This is a genomic window from Agromyces kandeliae (assembly GCF_009674665.1).
Lineage (GTDB): Bacteria > Actinomycetota > Actinomycetes > Actinomycetales > Microbacteriaceae > Agromyces > Agromyces kandeliae.
In genome coordinates this window covers 324,953-342,592 of sequence record NZ_WKJD01000019.1, presented here as the reverse complement: position 1 = coordinate 342,592, position 17,640 = coordinate 324,953, and the positions used below count along the sequence as shown (strand labels likewise).

The window sequence follows — 17,640 nt, the reverse complement described above, 5'->3', positions numbered from 1 at the left end:
ATGTGACATATTACTCGCGACCGACTCGGAGGATCGAAGCGGATGACCAGCACCATGGACCTCGGCGGCGTCGTCGTCGCGACCACCCTCGCCTTCAGGGAGGACGACGCCGCGCCGGCCGGCCTGGCGGTCGACTACGACCGGTTCGCCGAGCACGTCGACTTCCTGATGCGGAACGGATGCCGCGGCGTCGGGCCCAACGGCTCGCTCGGCGAGTACTCGTCGCTCACCGACGAGGAGCGCCGTCGCGTGATCCAGGTCGCCGTCGACGCCGTCGACGGGCGCGGCATCGTGGTCGCCGGCGCGCACGGCGTGGGCAGCCACCAGGCGCGCACGTGGGCCGAGCACGCCCGTGAGGACGGCGCCGACGGGGTGCTGCTCCTGCCGCCGACGCTGTACCGCGCCAACGAGGCGGAGGTGATCGCGCACTACGAGGAGGTCGCGAAGGCCGGCCTGCCGATCATGGCGTACAACAACCCCTTCGACACCAAGGTCGACCTCGTCCCCTCGCTCGTCGCGAAGCTCGCCGAGATCCCCGAGGTCGTCGCGATCAAGGAGTTCTCCGGCGACGTCCGCCGCGTCTACGAGATCAAGGAGCAGTGCGACATCGACGTCATCGCGGGCGCCGACGACGTGCTGTTCGAGCTCATGGTCAACGGCGCCGTGGGGTGGTTCGCGGGGTACCCGAACGCGTTCCCCAAGGAGGCGGTCGAGCTGTACGACCTGTGCGCCGCCGGCGAGTGGCACGAGGCGAAGGCGCTCTACGAGCAGCTCGTCGCCGTGTTCCGCTGGGACTCGCGCACCGAGTTCGTGCAGGCCATCAAGCTCTCGATGGACATCTGCGGCGATTCGTACGGCGGACCGACCCGTCCGCCGCGCGGCCCGCTCTCGGCGGAGCAGCGCGCGCAGGTCACCGCCGACACCGAACGGGCGCTCGCCGCCCTGGCGGCGCGCTGATGCGCGCGCGCCGGGTGATCTCGGCCGTCGACTCGCACACCGAGGGCATGCCCACGCGCGTCGTCACGGGCGGGGTCGGCCGGATCCCCGGCGCCACCATGAACGATCGGCGCCTGCACGCCATGGAGCACCTCGACGGACTCCGCGGCCTGCTGATGAACGAGCCGCGCGGGCACGCGTCCATGTCCGGCGCCCTGCTGCAGCCGCCGGCCCGCGACGACGCCGACTGGGGCGTGGTCTTCATCGAGGCCAGCGGGTTCCTGCCCATGTGCGGGCACGGCACCATCGGGGTCGCGACCGTCCTCGTCGAGACGGGCATGGTCGAGGTCGTCGAGCCGGTCACCGAGATCCGCCTCGACGTGCCGGCGGGCCTCGTCGTCGCACGGGTCGACGTCGAGGAGGGCCGCGCGAAGCGCGTCACGATCGAGAACGTGCCGAGCTTCGTCGAGCGGCTCGACGCGTCGATCGAGGTTCCCGGGCTCGGGACCGTGCCCTACTCGATCGCCTTCGGCGGCAACTTCTACGCCCTCGTCGACATCGGCGCGATCGGCCTCCCCTTCGACCGGGCGCGCAAGGACGACATCCTCGCGGCCGGGCTCGCGATCATGGAGGCGATCAACGCCCAGGCGCCGCCCCGCCACCCCGAGCTCGAGGGCGCTGATCACGTGCACCACGTCGAGTTCATCGCCCCCGGGTCCGACGCCGTGCGCTCGCGACACGCGATGGCGATCCATCCGGGATGGTTCGACCGGTCGCCCTGCGGCACCGGGACCTGCGCCCGGATGGCGGAGCTGCACGCCCGCGGCGAACTCGGCCTCGACGCGGACTTCGTCAACGAGTCGTTCATCGGGAGCGAGTTCACGGGACGCCTCCTGCGCGTGACCGCCGTCGGCGGGGTGCCCGCCGTCGTCCCGACGATCACGGGCCGCGCCTGGGTGACCGGGTTCGGGCAGTACGTCCTCGACGACGACGACCCGTTCCCCGAGGGCTTCGTGTTCTGACCCGAAGCGACCCCGGCACGGCGCGGCGGGACGTCGGTCGGCGGTCGGCGGTCAGTGGGCGCCGGTCGGCGGTCAGCGCAGGCTGAACCCGGCCGAGAGGGGATCGTCCGGATCGAGCTCGAACTCGCATGCGCCGACCCGATGCGCCTGCCCGGTGATCTCCGGGACGACGCCGTCGGGGGTGCGTCCGGCCACGCGACCGTGGAAGCGCGTGCCGATGATCGAGTCGTGCGTGAGCACCTCGCCGTCGGCGAGCGCGCCCGTGTGCGCGAGCAGCGCCACTCGCGCCGCGGTGCCCGAGCCGCAGGGGCTCCGGTCGACCTCGCCGTCGGCGAAGACGGTCACGTTGCGCTGCCACGGGCCCTCGGCCGTGCGGCCGAGGTCGTCGACGAGGATGGTCCCGTACACGCCGGACAGCCGATCGTCGGCGAGCTTCGCGTCCGGGTGCTCGTTGAGCGCCCACTTGACCTCGCGGCCGAGGCGGATGAGCTCGGGGGTGTGCGCCGGCGCCACCTCGAGTCCGAGCGCCGCCGCCGGCAGGGTCGCGTACACGGCGCCGCCGAACACGAGGTCGACCTCGACCTCGCCCCGGCTCGTCTCGAGGCGGATCCCCGTCGCCAGGACGCGCGACGGGACGTTGCGGAACACGACCCCGACGGTGCGACCGTCGCGGCGCTGCACGCGCGCCTGCACGCGACCGCTCGGCACGTCGATCGTGACGATCGCCTCGCCGTCGTCCGGTGCGTCCACGCGACCGGTGCGCACGGCCCAGGCGCCGAGCGCCATCGTGCCGTGGCCGCACGCGGTCGAGAACCCGTCCTTGTGCCAGAAGAGCACGCCGAAGTCCGCCCCGTCGTCATCGGGCGGCGTGATGAAGCCGCCGTACATGTCGTCGTGGCCGCGCGGCTCGAGGCAGAGGAACCGGCGCAGCGCATCCGCGCTGCCGCCCATCGCCTCGACGCGACGCTCAGCGACGGTCGCGCCCAACGTGGGGACGTCCAGCACGATGCGGAACGGCTCGCCCGCCGTGTGCCAGTCCTCGGTCGCCCAGCGCATCATCCGCGCCGTCCGTCGGCGAGGGCGAGGGGTGCGACGGCGAGGTCCTGCCAGCCCATCCCGCAGGTCTTCACGACCCTGGGGCGATCGGATGCCACGGGCGGGCCGGCGAACAGCTGCGAGAACGGGATGAGCGCATCGGGTGCGAGGCGGCCTTCGGCGACGGCGAGGATCACGTCGCCGGCCTCGGCGAGTGCGACGCGCTGGGACTCGACGATGACGTGCGATCGGGCGAGGAGGTCGCCGGGCAGCTCGCGGGCCGCGGGTTCATGCGATCCGACCGCGACGACGGCCGCGTGCCGCGGGACGAGGGCGCCGTCGAACAGGGGCTCCCGCGCGGTCGTGGCGCAGACGACGAGATCGGCGTCGGCGACGTCCGCGGCCGTGCCCACCGCGGCATCCAGCCCGGAAGCGGCGACGCTCGCGGCCGCCCGCCGTGCCCTGGCGGCGTCGCGGCCGACGAACCTGACCCGCTCGACGGGCCTGATGGCGCGCATCGCCTCGACGTGGCGCACGCCCTGCGGCCCGGTGCCGAACACGACGAGCGAGGCGGCCCCGGGGACGGCGACGACGTCGATCGCGGCCGCCGAGACCGCGGGCGTGCGGAGGGTCGTGAGCTCGGTGCCGTCGAGCAGGGCGACCGGCGCGAGCGTCTCGGCGTCGATCAGGACGTAGACGGCCTGGATCCGGTCGAGTCCGCGCGCCGGGTTCGCGGGGGCGACGGTCGCGAGCTTCTGCCCGACCCATCCGCCGAGCTCGGAGGGCATCAGAAGGAGCTGCCCCCGTCGCACGTCGACGATGCTCCTCGGGGGGTCGGCGTCGGGGTCGTAGCCGTCGCGCAGCACGCGCCGGACGGCGTCCACGGCCGCGCGCATCGGGACGCGCTCGGCGATCGCGGGCCCGTCGATGAGGTCGAGGGAATCGAGGGTGCCGCCCATGCGCCCATCGTAGGGTGGACCGGATGGCGACGCCCGTCGCCGACGTCGCGCGCTGCGGCGGCCGGTCCGGATCGGCACGGCGCTGCGCGTGCGGCCGGGAGGATTCCCGTTTCCGCGCGGAATCTGCAAGAATGGTCAGTCGAGTTCTGTACCGCCCGACCCTCTATCCGGCGCGCAGGACACCCTTTGAGCTTCCGCCGAGTGTGCACCCCACGCTCACGGCTGTCAGTTCGCCTACCTCACAACACATCCAGGAGAATCGTGGCTGTCAAGATCCGCCTCAAGCGGCTCGGCAAGATCCGTGCCCCGTACTACCGCATCGTCGTCGCCGACTCGCGCACCAAGCGCGACGGTCGCGTGATCGAGGAGATCGGCAAGTACCACCCGACCCAGAACCCCTCGTTCATCGAGGTCGACTCGGAGCGCGCGCAGTACTGGCTCGGCGTCGGCGCCCAGCCGACCGAGCAGGTGCTCGCCATCCTCAAGCTGACCGGCGACTGGGGCACGTTCAAGGGCGACAAGAACGCCAAGAACACCGTCCAGACCGCGGCGCCGAAGGCCGAGTACGAGGTCGACACGGCCAAGAAGTCGGTCGTGAAGCCGAAGGCCGAGAAGCCGGCCAAGGCCGAGGAGCCCGCTGAGGCTCCGGCCGCCGACGAGACCGCGTCGGACGAGGCGTAAGCCTTGCTCACTTCCGCGCTCGAGCACCTCGTCAAGGGGATCGTCGATCACCCCGGCGAGGTGAAGGTCGTCTCCGCGTCGAGCGCACGCGGCGAGGTCCTCGAGGTGCACGTGCACCCCGAGGACCTCGGCCGCGTCATCGGGCGGTCCGGTCGCACCGCGAAGGCGCTGCGCACGATCGTCGCCGCCCTCGCAGACGGCCGCCGGGTCCGGGTCGACGTCGTCGACACCGACGACTGACGTGGCCGCGGCAACCCGTCCCCAGCAGCTCCGCGTCGGCCGGCTGACGAAGGCGCACGGCCTGAAGGGCGCCCTCAAGCTCGAGCTCTACACCGACGACCCCGAGCGGCGCTTCGTGCCCGGCGCGGTGTTCTCGCTGCAGGTGCCCGAGGAGTCTCCGTGGCACGGCCGGACCCTCGCGTTCCGCGAGCTGCGCTGGTACAACGGCCAGCCGGTCGGGTTCTTCGAGGGCGTCGAGGACCGCACCGCGGCCGAGGGCCTCGTGAAGGCGATCCTGTGGGTCGACCAGCCCGTCGACGAGGAGCCCGAGCCCGACGCGTGGTACGACCACCAGCTCATCGGGCTGGCGGTCATCCGCGACGGAGAGCGCATCGGCCAGGTCGCGCACGTCGACCACCTGCCGGCCCAGGACCTCCTGATCGTGAAGACGAAGCGCGGCGACGTCATGGTGCCGTTCGTCGCGGCGTTCGTGCCCGAGGTCGACGTCGAGGCCGGCACGCTCACCGTCACCCCGCCGCCGGGACTGTTCGAGGAGCCCCCCGAGGACGCTCCCGGCTCTGAGGGCACCGGCGACCCCGAGGCATCCGTCGCCGACGACGCCGAGGGCGACGCCGACGCGTCCGACGAGACCCCCTCGGCGTAGGCGGCGACGATGCGCATCGACATCGTCACGATCTTCCCCTCGTTCTTCGACGTGCTCGACCTGTCGCTGCTCGGCAAGGCCCGGCAGACGGGCCTCATCGAGGTCGTCACGCACGACCTGCGCGAATTCACCCACGACCGTCATCGCACGGTCGACGACACGCCCTACGGCGGCGGCGCGGGCATGGTCATGAAGCCCGAGCCGTGGGGCGAGGCGCTCGACTCGATCGTCGGCGACGGCGACTCAGAGGCGCTGCTCGTGGTCCCCTCGCCTGCCGGCGAGCCGTTCACGCAGGAGACCGCACGCGAGCTCGCGGCCGAGTCGCACGTGGTGTTCGCGTGCGGGCGCTACGAGGGGATCGACCAGCGCGTCGTCGACCACTACTCGGCGCGCATGCGCGTCCGGCTGATCAGCCTCGGCGACTACGTGCTGAACGGCGGCGAGGTCGCCGTCATGGCGATGATCGAGGCCGCCGGGCGCCTCGTGCCCGGGGTCGTCGGCAACCCCGAGAGCCTCGTCGAGGAGTCGCACGAGGACGGCCTGCTCGAGTACCCGAGCTACACGAAGCCCGCCGTCTGGCGGGGGCTCGAGGTGCCCCCGGTCCTGCTGTCCGGCCACCACGGCAGGGTCGCGGAGTGGCGCCACGAGCAGCAGGTCGAGCGCACGCGCCGCGTGCGTCCCGAGCTGCTCGGCGACGGCGTGGCGGACTGATCCGAGGCCCGCTGGACCCCGGCCTCGTCGGCCCCGGCGTGAGGGACTCTTCACGCGCCGGAAACACGTGGGTGTGCTCGGCGAAACACGCCCTGAATACCGTCGGATCGGCGGGTGAGACCGGATTCCGCCGGAAGGTGCGGGCGTGAGATGGGTCGGACGAGCGATGCCGGAGACGTGTCCCAGCCGGTCCGTCGCCCGCCGCTCCGTCTCGTCGCCGTCACGCACGGCACCCCGTCGACGGCCAATCGCGAGGCGGTCATCCGGCTGATCGACGGCGTCGCATCCGCCCGTCCCGACCTCGACGTGTCGATCACCTTCGTCGACGCGAGCAACGCCGACATCGGCGCCGCCCTCGAGGCCGCCGCAGAGCCCGATGCAGTCATCGTGCCGCTGGTGCTGTCGGCGGGATTCCACGTGCGCACCGGGCTGTCGCTCGGCCTCGACCGCATCGGCGGCTCGGCGCGCCTGGCCGCCGAGCTCGGCCCCGACGAGCGCCTCGTCGACGTGCTCGCCGAGCGGTTGCTCGACGCGGGCCTGAGCGACGGCGACACGGTGCTCCTGGCCGCGGCCGGCTCGAACGACCCGCGCGCCGTGCGCGAGTGCTTCGAGACCGCACGGCGGCTGGGCCAGACCCTCGGCCGGTCGGTCACCGTGGGGTTCATCGCGGCCGCCATCCCGCGCCTCCCCGATGCGATCGAGATGATCCGCGAGGTGCACCCCGGCTCTCGGATCATCGTCGGACCGTACCTGCTCGCTCCCGGCACGTTCTACGACCAGGCCGTCGCCGCGGGCGCCGACGCGATCGCCGACCCCCTGCTGGTGCCCGCGGCGCCGCCGCCGCCCGCGCTCGTCGACCTCGTGCTCGACCGGTACACCGCCGTGGAGCAGGAGCAGCGCGAGCACGCCTGAGCGGACCCCGGCGCGTCGGCGACGGATGCCGCGTCCCGCGCGCCGCGCGCGACGTCAGGCCGTGAGGCTCGGCGCCCCGTCGGCCTCGGCGGCGCGGGCCAGGACCTCGGCGATGCGCCCGCGGCATCCGCCGCACCCCGTGCCCGCCCGGGTGTCGCGCCCGACGCACTCGACCGTCGCGTTCCCGCACGCGGCCGACTCCTCGATGCGCCCGACCGTGACGCCGTTACACCAGCACACCGTCGTCTCGGGTGCGAACGCGTCGGCGCTCGCCGACGGGTCGTCGTCGGGTCCGTCGAATCGCAGCAGCAGCGACCGGTCGGCGGGCAGCTCGGCACGACGCTCGAAGAGCAGCGTCAGCTCGGCGGCCGTGCGCGGCATGCCGACGCTCGCGAAGCCGGTGAGGATCCCGCCCTCGGTGACCATCTTCACGTAGCGCAGGTGCTCGGGATCCGCCCACTGGGCGACGCGCCGACGCGGTGCGAGTGCGTCGTCGTCCCACGGCTCGGCGGAGACGTCGCCGACGGCGACCACGTCGACGTGCTCCGCCTTGAGCATGACGATCGCGTCGCGTTCGGGCGCCAGGGCCGCGCCGGCCTCGCGGTCCTCGGCCTCGGCGGCGAGCGCGGCGGCGAGGTGCTCCGCCTGTCGCCAGCCCGGCCCGATGAGTCCTGAGGGGGCGCCCGGCAGGATGCGCCGGCCTGCGGTCTCGTCGGTCCGCTCGACGACCTGGGCGCAGTCGCCGATCGCGTAGACGTCGGGGTCGGTCCAACTGCGGAGGTCGGGCCCGACGACGATGCCGACGGCGGTGCGGAGTCCGGCGAGGGTGGCGAGCTCGTTCCGCGGGCTCACCCCGCACGAGAGCACGAGGAGGTCGCCGCGGACCTGCTTCCCGTCGGCCGTGACGAGCATGTCGAAGCGCCGCGTTCCGTCCGCGTCGGTGCGGAACCCGATCGCCTCGGCGCGGCTGTGCGCGATGACCGTGATGCCGGTGCGCCGGAGCGCCGAGCGCAGCACGTGCCCGGCGCCGCGGTCGAGGTTCCGCGGCATCGGGTGGGGCCCGTGGTGCACGACGCACACCTGTGCGCCCGCGTGGGCGGCCGCGAGCGCGAGTTCGAGGCCGAGCACGCCGGCGCCGAGCACGACGATGCGGCGGCGGGCGCGCACCGCCTCGAGCACCCGCTCGGCGTCCTCGAGGTCGCGGAGCGCGGTGACGCCCGCGGGCAGGTCGTCGTCGCGCGCGACGAGGGTCGACGGGTGGCGCTCGAGGTCGGACAGGTCGCGCCTGGGCCGGTCGACGCCGTCGAGCGTCGGCACGTTGGCGCGCGATCCGGTCGCGAGCACGAGCCGGTCGTAGGGGAGCGCCTCGCCCGTCGAGAGGTGCACGACGTGGGCGGCGCGGTCGACCCGGGTCGCGCGGACGCCGAGGCGCACCGCGGCGCCGGCCGCCTCGGCGGCCTCCTGGTCGCCGACGAGCATCGCGTCGAGGTCGGCGTTGCCGACCGCGTACTCGGCGACGAGGACGCGGTTGTACGCCTCGACGGGCTCGCCGGCGACGACGGTGAGTGCGACGGCGCCCGCCCGCACGGCGGGCAGCAGCTCCTCGACGAAGCGCGCGCCGACCGGGCCGTAGCCGATGAGGACGATCCGCAGAGGGGTCATGATCCGGCTCCCGCTTCGACGAGGCGCGTGACGCGCACGAGGTTGGACTTGAATTCGGGCATCGACGAGATCGGGTCGGCGGCGTCGGAGGTGAGGAGGTTCGCGGCCTGCTCGTCGCCGTAGTGGAACGGCAGGAACACCGCGTCGGTGCGGATGTCGGTGGTCAGCCGCGCCCGGCATCGCACGGTGCCGCGATCGTTGGCGACCTCGACGGGCTCGTCGTCGGCGATGCCGAGTCGTGCCGCCGTGGCCGGGTGGATCGCGGCCCGCGCCTCGGGCTGGGCGTCCAGCAGCTCGGGCACGCGGCGCGTCTGCGCGCCGCTCTGGTAGTGCTCCAGCAGCCGCCCGGTGATGAGCGTCAGCTCGTCGGGCGACGGCACCGGTCGCGCGCCCCCGCGGGGCGTGACGGCCACGAGGCGGGCGAGGCCGTCGTCGTGGTGGAACCGCTCCGCGAAGAGCCTCGGGGTGCCGTCGCCGCCTCGCGGGAACGGCCAGTACGCCTCGGCGCCGGAGTCGAGCAGCGCGTAGTCGATGCCGGAGTAGTCCGCGATCCCGCCCTCGGAGGCGAGGCGGAGTTCCTCGAACACCGCTTCCGGGTCGGTGTCGAACCGCGCGGTCGACCCGAGTCGCCGGGCGAGCTCGTGCAGGATCCAGAGCTCGTCGCGTGCGTCGGCCGGCGGTGCGAGGGCACGGCGGCGACGGATGACGCGTCCCTCGAGGTTCGTCATGGTGCCCTCCTCCTCGGCCCACTGCAGGACCGGCAGGACGACGTCGGCGAGGGCGGCGGTCTCCGACAGCACGAAGTCGCACACGACGAGCAGCTCGAGGCGCTCGATGCCGCGTCGGACGTCCGCGACGTTCGGGGAGGACACGACCAGGTTGGAGCCGTGCACGAGCAGCGCCCGGACGCCATCGGGCCGGCCGAGGGAGCCGAGCAGCTCGATCGCCGGGAGGCCGGGGCCCGGGATGTCCGCGGCGTCCACTCCCCACACGCGGGCGACATGGGCGCGGGCGGCGGGGTCGGTGATCTTCCGGTAGCCCGGCAGCTGGTCGCACTTCTGGCCGTGCTCGCGGCCGCCCTGGCCGTTGCCCTGGCCGGTGAGTGTGCCGTAGCCGCTGCCGGGCCGGCCGGGCAGTCCGAGGAGCAGGGCGAGGTTGATCGCCGCGGTCGCGGTGTCGGTCCCGTCGACGTGCTGCTCCACGCCGCGGCCGGTGAGGATGAACGTCCGGCCGCCCGCCGCGAGCCTGCGGGCGATCGCGCGGATCGTCGCCGCGGGCACGCCCGTCACCGATTGGACGCGCTCGGGCCACCACTGGGCGACGCTCCGCCGCAGGGCGGCGAACCCGGTCGTGCGGGCGGCGACGTAGTCCTCGTCGGCGAGCCGCTCGGCGATCACGACGTGGGCGAGGCCGAGGAGCAGCATCAGGTCGGTGCCGGGGGCGGGCTGCACGTGCAGGCCCTGCCCGTCGTCCGTGAGCCGCGCGGTCGCCGTGCGCCGAGGGTCGACCACGATGAGCCCGCCCGCGGCCTGCGCTCCCGCGAGGTGCCCGATGAACGGCGGCATCGTCTCGGCGACGTTGGTGCCCAGCAGGAGGATCGTCGTGCCGTCGTCCAGGTCGGCGAGCGGGAAGGGCAGGCCGCGGTCGACGCCGAAGGCGCGGTTGCCGGCCGCGGCGGCCGACGACATGCAGTAGCGGCCGTTGTAGTCGATGCGGCTCGTGCCGAGCGCGAGCCGGGCGAACTTGCCGAGGAGGTAGGCCTTCTCGTTCGTGAGGCCGCCGCCGCCGAAGACGCCGACGGCGTCGGCACCGTGTTCCGAGCGGATGCCGCGGAGCCGATCGGCCACGAGGTCGAGGGCCGCCTCCCACGTGGTCTCGCGCAGCGAACCGTCCGAGCCCCGCACGAGCGGCGCGGTCAGCCGGGACGGCGAGGCGAGGAGCTCCGCGGAGGTCCACCCCTTCTTGCAGAGCCCGCCGCGGTTGGTGGGGAAGTCCCGACCCGCGACGGTGACGGGCGGGCTCGCGACCTCCGTCGTGCTCGGCGCGGACGCGGCATCCGTCGCCGTCAGCGTCATCGCGCACTGCAGGGCGCAGTAGGGGCAATGGGTCTCGGCTCCCATGTCGTCCTCCTGGAGTGCGTGTCGTCGTGGCGGTGGGGGATCGGGCCGGGCGGTGAGGTCGCCCGGCCCGCCCCGGTCAGATCCGGTGTCCGGAGCGCTTCGCGAGGGTCAGGTAGACGCCCGCGGTGATGAGGAGCATCACCGCGTACGCCCACACGAACCAGCTGAGCCCCGTCGTGTAGTCGCCGAACGTGGTCTTCGAGTAGCCGAGCAGCTGCGGGATCACGAACCCGCCGTATGCGCCGACCGCGGAGATGATGCCGAGGGCCGCTGCCGCCTTCCGCTGCGAGCTCACGTCGCCGGCCGACTCGTGCGCATTGTGCGCGCCGGCGCGGAGCGCGAACACCGTCGGGATCATCCGGTAGGTCGAGCCGTTGCCGACGCCCGACGCGGTGAAGAGCACCAGGAAGAGGCCGAGGAAGAGCCAGAAGTTGCCGAGCGGGAGCGTCCAGACCACGGCGAGGGCGCCGAGCGCCATCACGGCGAACGCCGCGATCGTGATCTGGGTGCCGCCGAAGCGGTCGGCGAGCCGGCCGCCGTAGGGCCGCGCGAGCGAGCCGACGAGCGCTCCCATGAAGGCGAGCGACAGGGTCGCCGAACCGACGTGGAACGCGGAGAAGTCGGGGAACTGGTCCGCGATGAGCTTGGGGAAGACGCCCGCGAACCCGATGAACGAGCCGAACGTGCCGATGTAGAGCACGGCCAGGATCCACAGGTGCGGCTCCCGCAGTGCCGCGAGCGAGGCCGCGACATCCGCCTTCGCGTTCGAGAGGTTGTCCATGCGGAGCGCCGCGCCGACCATCGCGATGACGATGAACGGCACCCAGATCCAGCCCGCGAGGGGCAGGTTCAGCGTGACGGCCGCGCCGATCGTGATCGCGATGGGCACCACGAACTGCGCGACGGACGCGCCCAGGTTGCCGCCCGCGGCGTTCAGGCCGAGCGCCCACCCCTTCTCGCGCTGCGGGAAGAAGTAGGTGATGTTCGCCATGGAGCTGGCGAAGTTGCCGCCGCCGAAGCCGGCGAGCGCCGCGATCGCGAGCATCACGCCGAACGGGGTCTCGGGGTTCGCGACCGCGACCGCGAGGCCGATCGCCGGGATGAGGAGGAGCGCGGCGGACACGATCGTCCAGTTGCGCCCGCCGAAGCGGGGCACCATGAACGTGTACGGGATCCGCAGCGTCGCGCCGACGAGTGCGGGGATCGAGATGAGCCAGAAGATCTGGCCGGTCTCGAAGGCGAAGCCCGCGGCCGGGAGCGAGACGACCACGATCGACCACAGCTGCCAGACGACGAAGCCGAGGAACTCGGCGAAGATCGACCAGCGGAGGTTGCGGGCGGCGATCCGCCGGCCCTCGCGCTCCCACTGGACGGTGTTCTCGGGGTCCCAGCCGTCGATCCAACGGCCGGGTCGGACGGTGAGGGCGCCCGCGGCGGCGGGCGGTGCGGTGACGGCGGCGGGAGCCGCGGGGGGCGGAGCGGAGAGGGTCTCGGTCATCGGTGCCTCCGGGGGATGTCGGTCTCGTGTCGAGCTGGTGAGGCGACGCTATCCGCGGCGTGTTTCCCCGACCGGCGCGGGTGGTGAACTTCGTGTTCCCACCTGCTCACCTGCACCCGAGGCCGATGTGAGGTCATGGTCAGACGTCGATCCGGTAGCCGCGCTTGACCACGGTCGAGATGAGTCCGGGCACCGCGAGGGTCTGCCGCAGGCGGCTCAGCGCGACCTCGAGCGCGTGCTCGTCGGCCGTGCCCGGCATGCCTGCGGCGAGGCGGTCGCGCGCGACGACGGACCCCCGCGCGTGGACCAGCGGCCGGAGGATCGAGAGCGCGACGGGCGGCAGCGCCACGCGGCGTCCGCGCACCTCGACGACCGAGCCTCGCAGCGCGACCGGGCCGTGCTGCGTCTCGAGGCGGATGACGCGCGTGTCCTCGAGGTGCTCGCACACTTGGCGGATCATCGCGCCCATCCGGAACCGGTCGGGCTGGAGGGGCGTGATGCCCGCCGCGACCAGGGGGGCCGACGTCACCGGCCCGACGGTCGCCGCGACCACGGGGCCCCGCATCGCGTCCACGAGGTCGTCGTACCGGCCGCGCGCCTCGGCCGCCATGAGCAGCGCGTGCACGGCGGGCGCACTCGTGAACGTGATGCAGTCGAGGCCGCCCGTGCAGGCGGCCTCGATCAGGCGGTCGACGCGCTCGTCCGTGAGGTCGGGATCGATCCAGCGGTACGGCTCCACCGTGAGCACGCGATCGTGCGCGTCGCGCAGGCGGTCGAGCGCCTCGGGCGGCAGGTAGCCGTGCAGCTGCACCGCCACGGTGAGGCCCGGCGGATGCGTCGCCAGCACCTCGTCGATCAGCGACTCGGTGGTCTCCTCGGCGCTCATGCCGACGTCGTCCAGGCCGGCGGCGCGGATGCCTCCGCGTGCCTTCGGGCCGCGGACGAGGATCGCGGTGCGCCCGAGCGCGCACAGGAGCTCGTCGCCGAGCCCCGCGGCATCCGCCACCTCGAACCAGCGCCGCACGCCGTACGCCGTGGTCGCGAGCAGCACGTCCGGTCGCGCGTCGATGATCGCGCGCGTGTCGGCGATGACCGGCTCGTCGGAGCTCGCGTTCGCCATGCGGATCGTCGGCGCGTGGACCACCTGGGCGCCGCGGCGCACGAACGCGTCGATGAGGTCCGCCGATCGGCGGTCGCTCGTCACGCCGATGCGGAACCCCTCGAGTTGGTCGGGCCGGAACCCGATCGTCGAATCGACCTGGTCCGTCACGTCGCCACCGCCGCGAATCCCGCCGCGCGCTCCATGAGCTCGGCCGCCGTGCGGTCGCCGTCGTGCGCGAGCCGGACGACCTCGCCGACGACGATCACCGCCGGCGAGGCGACGCCGGCGAGCCCGGCGGCCGACACGATCCCCGACAGGTCGGCGATGGTCGTGCGCTGGTCGCATCGGAAGCCGCGCTCCACGATCGCGACCGGCATCGAGCCCCGCATGCCGTGCCGGGCGAGCCCGGCGGCGAGCTGCGGCAGCGTGTTCACGCCCATGAGCACGACGATGGTGCCGCCGAGGCCGGCGAGGTGGCGGAGTTCCTCGTCGCTCAGCGGCGCATGCCCCGAGACGACGGTGAACAGTCGGCTGATCCCGCGGTGGGTGAGGGGGATGCCCGCGGCGCCCGGCACTGAGACGGCGCTCGTCACGCCCGGCAGCACCTCGACGGGAACGCCCGCCCGGTGGCAGGCGAGCACCTCCTCGCCGCCGCGCCCGAAGACGTACGGGTCGCCGCCCTTCAGCCGGACGACGTGCCGCCCGGCGAGGGCGTGGGCGACGAGGAGCGCCTCGATCTCCTCCTGCGGCAGCGCGTGGTGCCCGGGCTGCTTGCCGACGTCGACGAGGTCGGCGTCGGGCGCGAGCTCGGCCAGGCGAGCGTGCGGCGCGAGGCGGTCGTAGAGCACGACGTCCGCGGAGCCCAGCGCGCGGACGGCCCCGACGGTGAGGAGGTCCTCCCGCCCGGGGCCGCCGCCGACGAGCGTCACCCGGCCGGTCATGCGTCGTCCCCCCGGACCGGGATCGTCGGTCCGGCGACGAGCACCGCCTCGCCGCGCGCGATCTCGTCGGGCCGCGCGGGCCGCAGCTGGCCGCGCTCCTCGACGCGCGCGAGGCCGGAGACGGCTGCGCTCCGGGGGTCGTCGGGGTCCGGGGCGTTCACGAACGGGCGGAACCTGCGGAGCCGCTCGGGGTCGGCGAGCGTCGCCGCCCATTCGTCCTCGTAGGTGTCGACGTGAGCGGCCATCGCCGTCTCGAGCTCGTCGGCGAGGCCGAGCGAGTCGTGGACCACGACGTCGCGGACGTGGTCGAGGCCGCCGTCGAGGTCCTCCATCCAGCGCGCGGTGCGCTGCAGCCGGTCGGCGGTGCGGATGTAGTACATCATGTAGCGGTCGATGTAGCGGATGAGCGTCTCGTCGTCGAGGTCGCTCGCGAGCAGCTGCGCGTGCGTCGGCTGGAAGCCGCCGTTGCCGCCGACGTAGAGGTTCCAGCCCTGGTCGGTGGCGATCACGCCGACGTCCTTGCCGCGCGCCTCGGCGCATTCGCGCGCGCAGCCCGAGACGCCGAACTTCAGCTTGTGCGGCGACCGCAGGCCGCGGTAGCGGAGCTCGAGGCGGATCGCCATCGCGACCGAGTCCTGGACGCCGTAGCGGCACCAGGTCGAACCGACGCAGCTCTTCACGTTCCGCAGCGCCTTGCCGTACGCCTGGCCGGACTCGAAGCCGGCTTCGACGAGCCGCTTCCAGATCTCGGGGAGCTGGTCGAGTCGGGCACCGAAGAGGTCGATGCGCTGGCCGCCGGTGATCTTCGTGTAGAGGCCGAAGTCGGTGGCGACCTGCGCGATCACCGCGAGCTTCTGCGGCGTGATCTCGCCGGCCGGGATCCGCGGCACGACCGAGTACGTGCCGTCCTTCTGCATGTTCGCCATGGCGCGGTCGTTGGTGTCCTGCAGGCCGCCGCGGCCGCCGTCGAGGATGTACGAGCCGTGCTGCGCGGCGAGCACGGACGCGACCACGGGCTTGCAGACGTCGCAGCCGCGCCCGGTGCCGAGCCGGCCGATGATCTCATCGAACGAGGCGAGTCCGAGCACCCGGACCGACTCGAAGATCTCCTGCCGCGAGATCGGGAAGTGCTCGCAGAGCGCGCGAGAGACGGTCTGCCCCGACTTCTTCAGCTCGGCCTCGAGCAGCTTCTTCACGAGCGGCACGCACGAGCCGCACTGGGTGCCGGCGCGCGTGCACGCCTTCAGCGGTCCGAGTTCGGCGCAGCCCGCCTCGTGCTCGCCGTGCGGCCCGTTCACGGCGTCGCGGATGGTGCCGGCCGCGACGTTGTTGCAGGCGCAGACGAGGGCGGATGCCGGCAGCTCGTCGCCGGCGGGCGCCTCCATGCCCGACGCCGACAGGTACGCGGCGGGCTCGCCCGAGAGCTCGGTGCCGAGGAGGGGCCGGAGCGACGCGTACGGGGACGCATCGCCGACGAAGATCCCGCCGAGCAGGGTCTTGGCGTCGTCGGTCATCACGAGCTTCTGGTACATGCCGCGCGCCGGGTCGGCGTAGACGATCTCGAGCGCCTGGTCGGTTCGCGCGAGCGCGTCGCCGAAGCTCGCGACGTCGACGCCGGCGAGCTTGAGCTTGGTCGCGTCGTCGACGGTCGTGAACTCCGCCGCCCCGCCGAGCAGGCGGTCCGCGACGACCTCGGCCATCGCGTTCGCCGGGGCGACCAACCCGGTGCAGCGCCCCTCGAAGCTCGCGACCTCGCCGATCGCCCAGACGTTCGGGGCGGATGCCGCGCAGCCGGTGTCGATCGCGACGCCACCGCGCGGGCCGAGCTCGAGCCCCATCGCCCGAGCCAGCTCGTCGCGCGGCGTGATCCCGATCGCGAACACGACGAGATCGGCGTCGACGCGGCGGTCGTCGGTGAGCTCCACCCCCACGACGCCGCCGCTGCCCGTGAGCACCTTCGCGGGGCGGACCCCGAGGTGCAGGTCGATGCCCTGTGCGGCGATGATGCGCCCGAGCGCGCGCCCGGCGCCCTCGTCGAGCTGCGCCGACATGAGCCAGGAGCCGGAGTGGACGATCGCGGCGTCCGCGCCGAGCTTCGCGAGGCCGCCCGCGGCCTCGAGCCCGAGGAGACCGCCGCCCGCGACGACGACGCGCGGCGCCCGGCCGAGTCGCGCCGCGAGCTCGCGGGTCTCCGCCACCAGGGCGTCGACGTCGTCGATGGTCCGGTAGACGCGGATGTGCTCGCTGCCGGGGATCGACGGCACCGGTGCGCTCGAGCCGGTCGCGAGCACGAGGTCGTCGAAGCGCAGCTCGAGGCCGTTCGCCGTCGTCGCGACGCCGGCCGCGGCATCCACCTCGGCGACGCGTTCGCCCGTGATCAGGCGCACGGAGCCCTCGGCCCACGGGGTGGCGGGCAGGGCGAGGTCGGCGGTGGAGTCGGCCAAGCGGGTGCTGAGCGCGACCCGGTCGTACGGGGCGTGCACCTCGTCCGCGACGACGGTCACCCGGAGCGTGCGTCCGCCGTCGCGGGCGTGCAGGCTGTCGGCCAGTCGGTGCGCGGCGGGGCCGCCGCCGACCACGAGCACGTCGCGCGGGGCGACGGCGTCGATCTCGGTGTCGTTCATGGCTCCTCCGGTCCTGGGTTGACTGGCGAGCGTACGGCGGCGCCGTTTCGCTCCTGTTTCGGAGCCGTAACACAAGCGCTCGGAGACCTTGCATGACGCCGTGCGTCGTGTGAGGGGTGTTTCACCCGGGCGAAACACCGCCGGAGCGGCCGGTGAAACATCGCCACCGTAGCGTCGTCGGCATCGAGGAGAGGGAGCCGCAGATGACGTCGACCATCGAACGCACGACCGACTGGATCGCCGCGTGCGCGGTCGCCGACCTCGAGCCCGGGTGGGCAGAGGTGGCGCTCATGGGCGACCGGATGGTCGCGATCGTGCGCGTCGGGAGCGAGGAGGTGTACGCGGTGGACCACCACGACCCGCATACCGGCGCGCCCGTCATGGCGCGCGGCATCGTCGGCTCCCGCGGCGATCGACCGACCATCGCCTCGCCCCTGCACAAGGAGGTCTACGACCTCGGGACCGGCGAGTGCTTCACCGACCCCGCGCTGGGGCTCCGCACCTATCGGACGCGGGTCGTCGGAGGGATGATCCAGGTGGAGTTCGACGCCTGA

16 protein-coding genes are annotated in these 17,640 nt (G+C 73.4%); 8 read left to right on the top strand and 8 right to left on the bottom strand.

Annotated features, from left to right (window positions below; translation table 11 throughout):
- The first annotated feature begins 42 nt into the window (after positions 1-42).
- Positions 43-957 carry a dihydrodipicolinate synthase family protein gene (locus GJR97_RS15540; protein WP_154347644.1) on the top strand — a complete coding sequence of 305 codons (915 nt, stop codon included), beginning with the start codon at positions 43-45 and terminating at the stop codon, positions 955-957.
- Entirely contained in the window at positions 957-1,958 is a 1,002-nt protein-coding gene (locus GJR97_RS15535) for a proline racemase family protein (RefSeq protein ID WP_154347643.1), read from the top strand. Before GJR97_RS15540 ends, GJR97_RS15535 begins: the two co-directional genes overlap by 1 nt.
- Positions 1,959-2,030: 72 nt before the next feature.
- On the opposite strand, the gene GJR97_RS15530 is transcribed toward GJR97_RS15535, so the two are convergent.
- Positions 2,031-3,014 carry a proline racemase family protein gene (locus GJR97_RS15530; RefSeq protein ID WP_324613586.1) on the bottom strand — a complete coding sequence of 328 codons (984 nt, stop codon included), beginning with the start codon at positions 3,012-3,014 and terminating at the stop codon, positions 2,031-2,033.
- On the bottom strand, positions 3,014-3,952 hold the full coding sequence (locus GJR97_RS15525) for an ornithine cyclodeaminase family protein (protein WP_154347641.1): 939 nt from the start codon (positions 3,950-3,952) through the stop codon (positions 3,014-3,016). Before GJR97_RS15525 ends, GJR97_RS15530 begins: the two co-directional genes overlap by 1 nt.
- A gap of 261 nt (positions 3,953-4,213) precedes the next feature.
- Between GJR97_RS15525 and rpsP the strand changes: the two genes are divergently transcribed.
- The 5 genes from rpsP (at position 4,214) to GJR97_RS15500 (ending at position 7,139) form a co-directional block, all read left to right on the top strand.
- Positions 4,214-4,633 (top strand): 30S ribosomal protein S16, encoded by a 420-nt coding sequence (rpsP, locus tag GJR97_RS15520; protein ID WP_324613585.1) that lies wholly within the window; start codon positions 4,214-4,216, stop codon positions 4,631-4,633.
- A 3-nt stretch (positions 4,634-4,636) separates the two neighbouring features.
- The gene (locus GJR97_RS15515) at positions 4,637-4,873 is read left to right on the top strand and encodes an RNA-binding protein (protein ID WP_154347640.1); all 237 of its coding nucleotides are present in this window, start codon (positions 4,637-4,639) and stop codon (positions 4,871-4,873) included.
- A gap of 1 nt (position 4,874) precedes the next feature.
- On the top strand, positions 4,875-5,516 hold the full coding sequence (rimM, locus tag GJR97_RS15510) for a ribosome maturation factor RimM (protein WP_324613584.1): 642 nt from the start codon (positions 4,875-4,877) through the stop codon (positions 5,514-5,516).
- 9 nt (positions 5,517-5,525) lie between these two features.
- Positions 5,526-6,227 carry a tRNA (guanosine(37)-N1)-methyltransferase TrmD gene (trmD, locus tag GJR97_RS15505; RefSeq protein ID WP_154347639.1) on the top strand — a complete coding sequence of 234 codons (702 nt, stop codon included), beginning with the start codon at positions 5,526-5,528 and terminating at the stop codon, positions 6,225-6,227.
- 177 nt (positions 6,228-6,404) lie between these two features.
- Positions 6,405-7,139 carry a sirohydrochlorin chelatase gene (locus GJR97_RS15500; protein WP_195760733.1) on the top strand — a complete coding sequence of 245 codons (735 nt, stop codon included), beginning with the start codon at positions 6,405-6,407 and terminating at the stop codon, positions 7,137-7,139.
- Between the two features lie 54 nt (positions 7,140-7,193).
- Here the strand turns inward: GJR97_RS15500 and GJR97_RS15495 are convergent, their stop codons facing one another.
- From GJR97_RS15495 to nirB, 6 genes are all read right to left on the bottom strand, one after another.
- Positions 7,194-8,801, bottom strand: a complete 1,608-nt coding sequence (locus GJR97_RS15495; RefSeq protein ID WP_154347637.1) for an NAD(P)/FAD-dependent oxidoreductase — start codon at positions 8,799-8,801, stop codon at positions 7,194-7,196.
- Positions 8,798-10,921 carry a molybdopterin oxidoreductase family protein gene (locus GJR97_RS15490; protein ID WP_154347636.1) on the bottom strand — a complete coding sequence of 708 codons (2,124 nt, stop codon included), beginning with the start codon at positions 10,919-10,921 and terminating at the stop codon, positions 8,798-8,800. The genes GJR97_RS15495 and GJR97_RS15490 overlap by 4 nt, the downstream gene beginning before the upstream one ends.
- 76 nt (positions 10,922-10,997) lie before the next feature.
- Complete coding sequence (locus tag GJR97_RS15485; protein WP_154347635.1) at positions 10,998-12,419, bottom strand: MFS transporter; 1,422 nt, start codon at positions 12,417-12,419, stop codon at positions 10,998-11,000.
- Between the two features lie 139 nt (positions 12,420-12,558).
- The gene (locus tag GJR97_RS15480) at positions 12,559-13,689 is read right to left on the bottom strand and encodes a uroporphyrinogen-III synthase (protein ID WP_324613583.1); all 1,131 of its coding nucleotides are present in this window, start codon (positions 13,687-13,689) and stop codon (positions 12,559-12,561) included.
- On the bottom strand, positions 13,686-14,462 hold the full coding sequence (cobA, locus tag GJR97_RS15475) for a uroporphyrinogen-III C-methyltransferase (RefSeq protein ID WP_154347634.1): 777 nt from the start codon (positions 14,460-14,462) through the stop codon (positions 13,686-13,688). Before cobA ends, GJR97_RS15480 begins: the two co-directional genes overlap by 4 nt.
- On the bottom strand, positions 14,459-17,086 hold the full coding sequence (gene nirB, locus GJR97_RS15470) for a nitrite reductase large subunit NirB (RefSeq protein ID WP_154347633.1): 2,628 nt from the start codon (positions 17,084-17,086) through the stop codon (positions 14,459-14,461). The genes cobA and nirB overlap by 4 nt, the downstream gene beginning before the upstream one ends.
- 203 nt (positions 17,087-17,289) lie before the next feature.
- Between nirB and nirD the strand changes: the two genes are divergently transcribed.
- Positions 17,290-17,640, top strand: a complete 351-nt coding sequence (nirD, locus tag GJR97_RS15465; protein ID WP_154347632.1) for a nitrite reductase small subunit NirD — start codon at positions 17,290-17,292, stop codon at positions 17,638-17,640.

What these genes read in the sequence shown, in the direction of transcription:
- GJR97_RS15540 (WP_154347644.1), top strand. Translation starts at nt 43, where the DNA reads ATGACCAGCACCATGGACCTCGGCGGCGTCGTCGTCGCGACCACCCTC.
- GJR97_RS15535 (WP_154347643.1), top strand. Translation starts at nt 957, where the DNA reads ATGCGCGCGCGCCGGGTGATCTCGGCCGTCGACTCGCACACCGAGGGC.
- GJR97_RS15530 (WP_324613586.1), bottom strand. Translation starts at nt 3,014, where the DNA reads ATGCGCTGGGCGACCGAGGACTGGCACACGGCGGGCGAGCCGTTCCGC.
- GJR97_RS15525 (WP_154347641.1), bottom strand. Translation starts at nt 3,952, where the DNA reads ATGGGCGGCACCCTCGATTCCCTCGACCTCATCGACGGGCCCGCGATC.
- trmD (WP_154347639.1), top strand. Translation starts at nt 5,526, where the DNA reads ATGCGCATCGACATCGTCACGATCTTCCCCTCGTTCTTCGACGTGCTC.
- GJR97_RS15495 (WP_154347637.1), bottom strand. Translation starts at nt 8,801, where the DNA reads ATGACCCCTCTGCGGATCGTCCTCATCGGCTACGGCCCGGTCGGCGCG.
- GJR97_RS15490 (WP_154347636.1), bottom strand. Translation starts at nt 10,921, where the DNA reads ATGGGAGCCGAGACCCATTGCCCCTACTGCGCCCTGCAGTGCGCGATG.
- GJR97_RS15485 (WP_154347635.1), bottom strand. Translation starts at nt 12,419, where the DNA reads ATGACCGAGACCCTCTCCGCTCCGCCCCCCGCGGCTCCCGCCGCCGTC.
- cobA (WP_154347634.1), bottom strand. Translation starts at nt 14,462, where the DNA reads ATGACCGGCCGGGTGACGCTCGTCGGCGGCGGCCCCGGGCGGGAGGAC.
- nirB (WP_154347633.1), bottom strand. Translation starts at nt 17,086, where the DNA reads ATGAACGACACCGAGATCGACGCCGTCGCCCCGCGCGACGTGCTCGTG.
- nirD (WP_154347632.1), top strand. Translation starts at nt 17,290, where the DNA reads ATGACGTCGACCATCGAACGCACGACCGACTGGATCGCCGCGTGCGCG.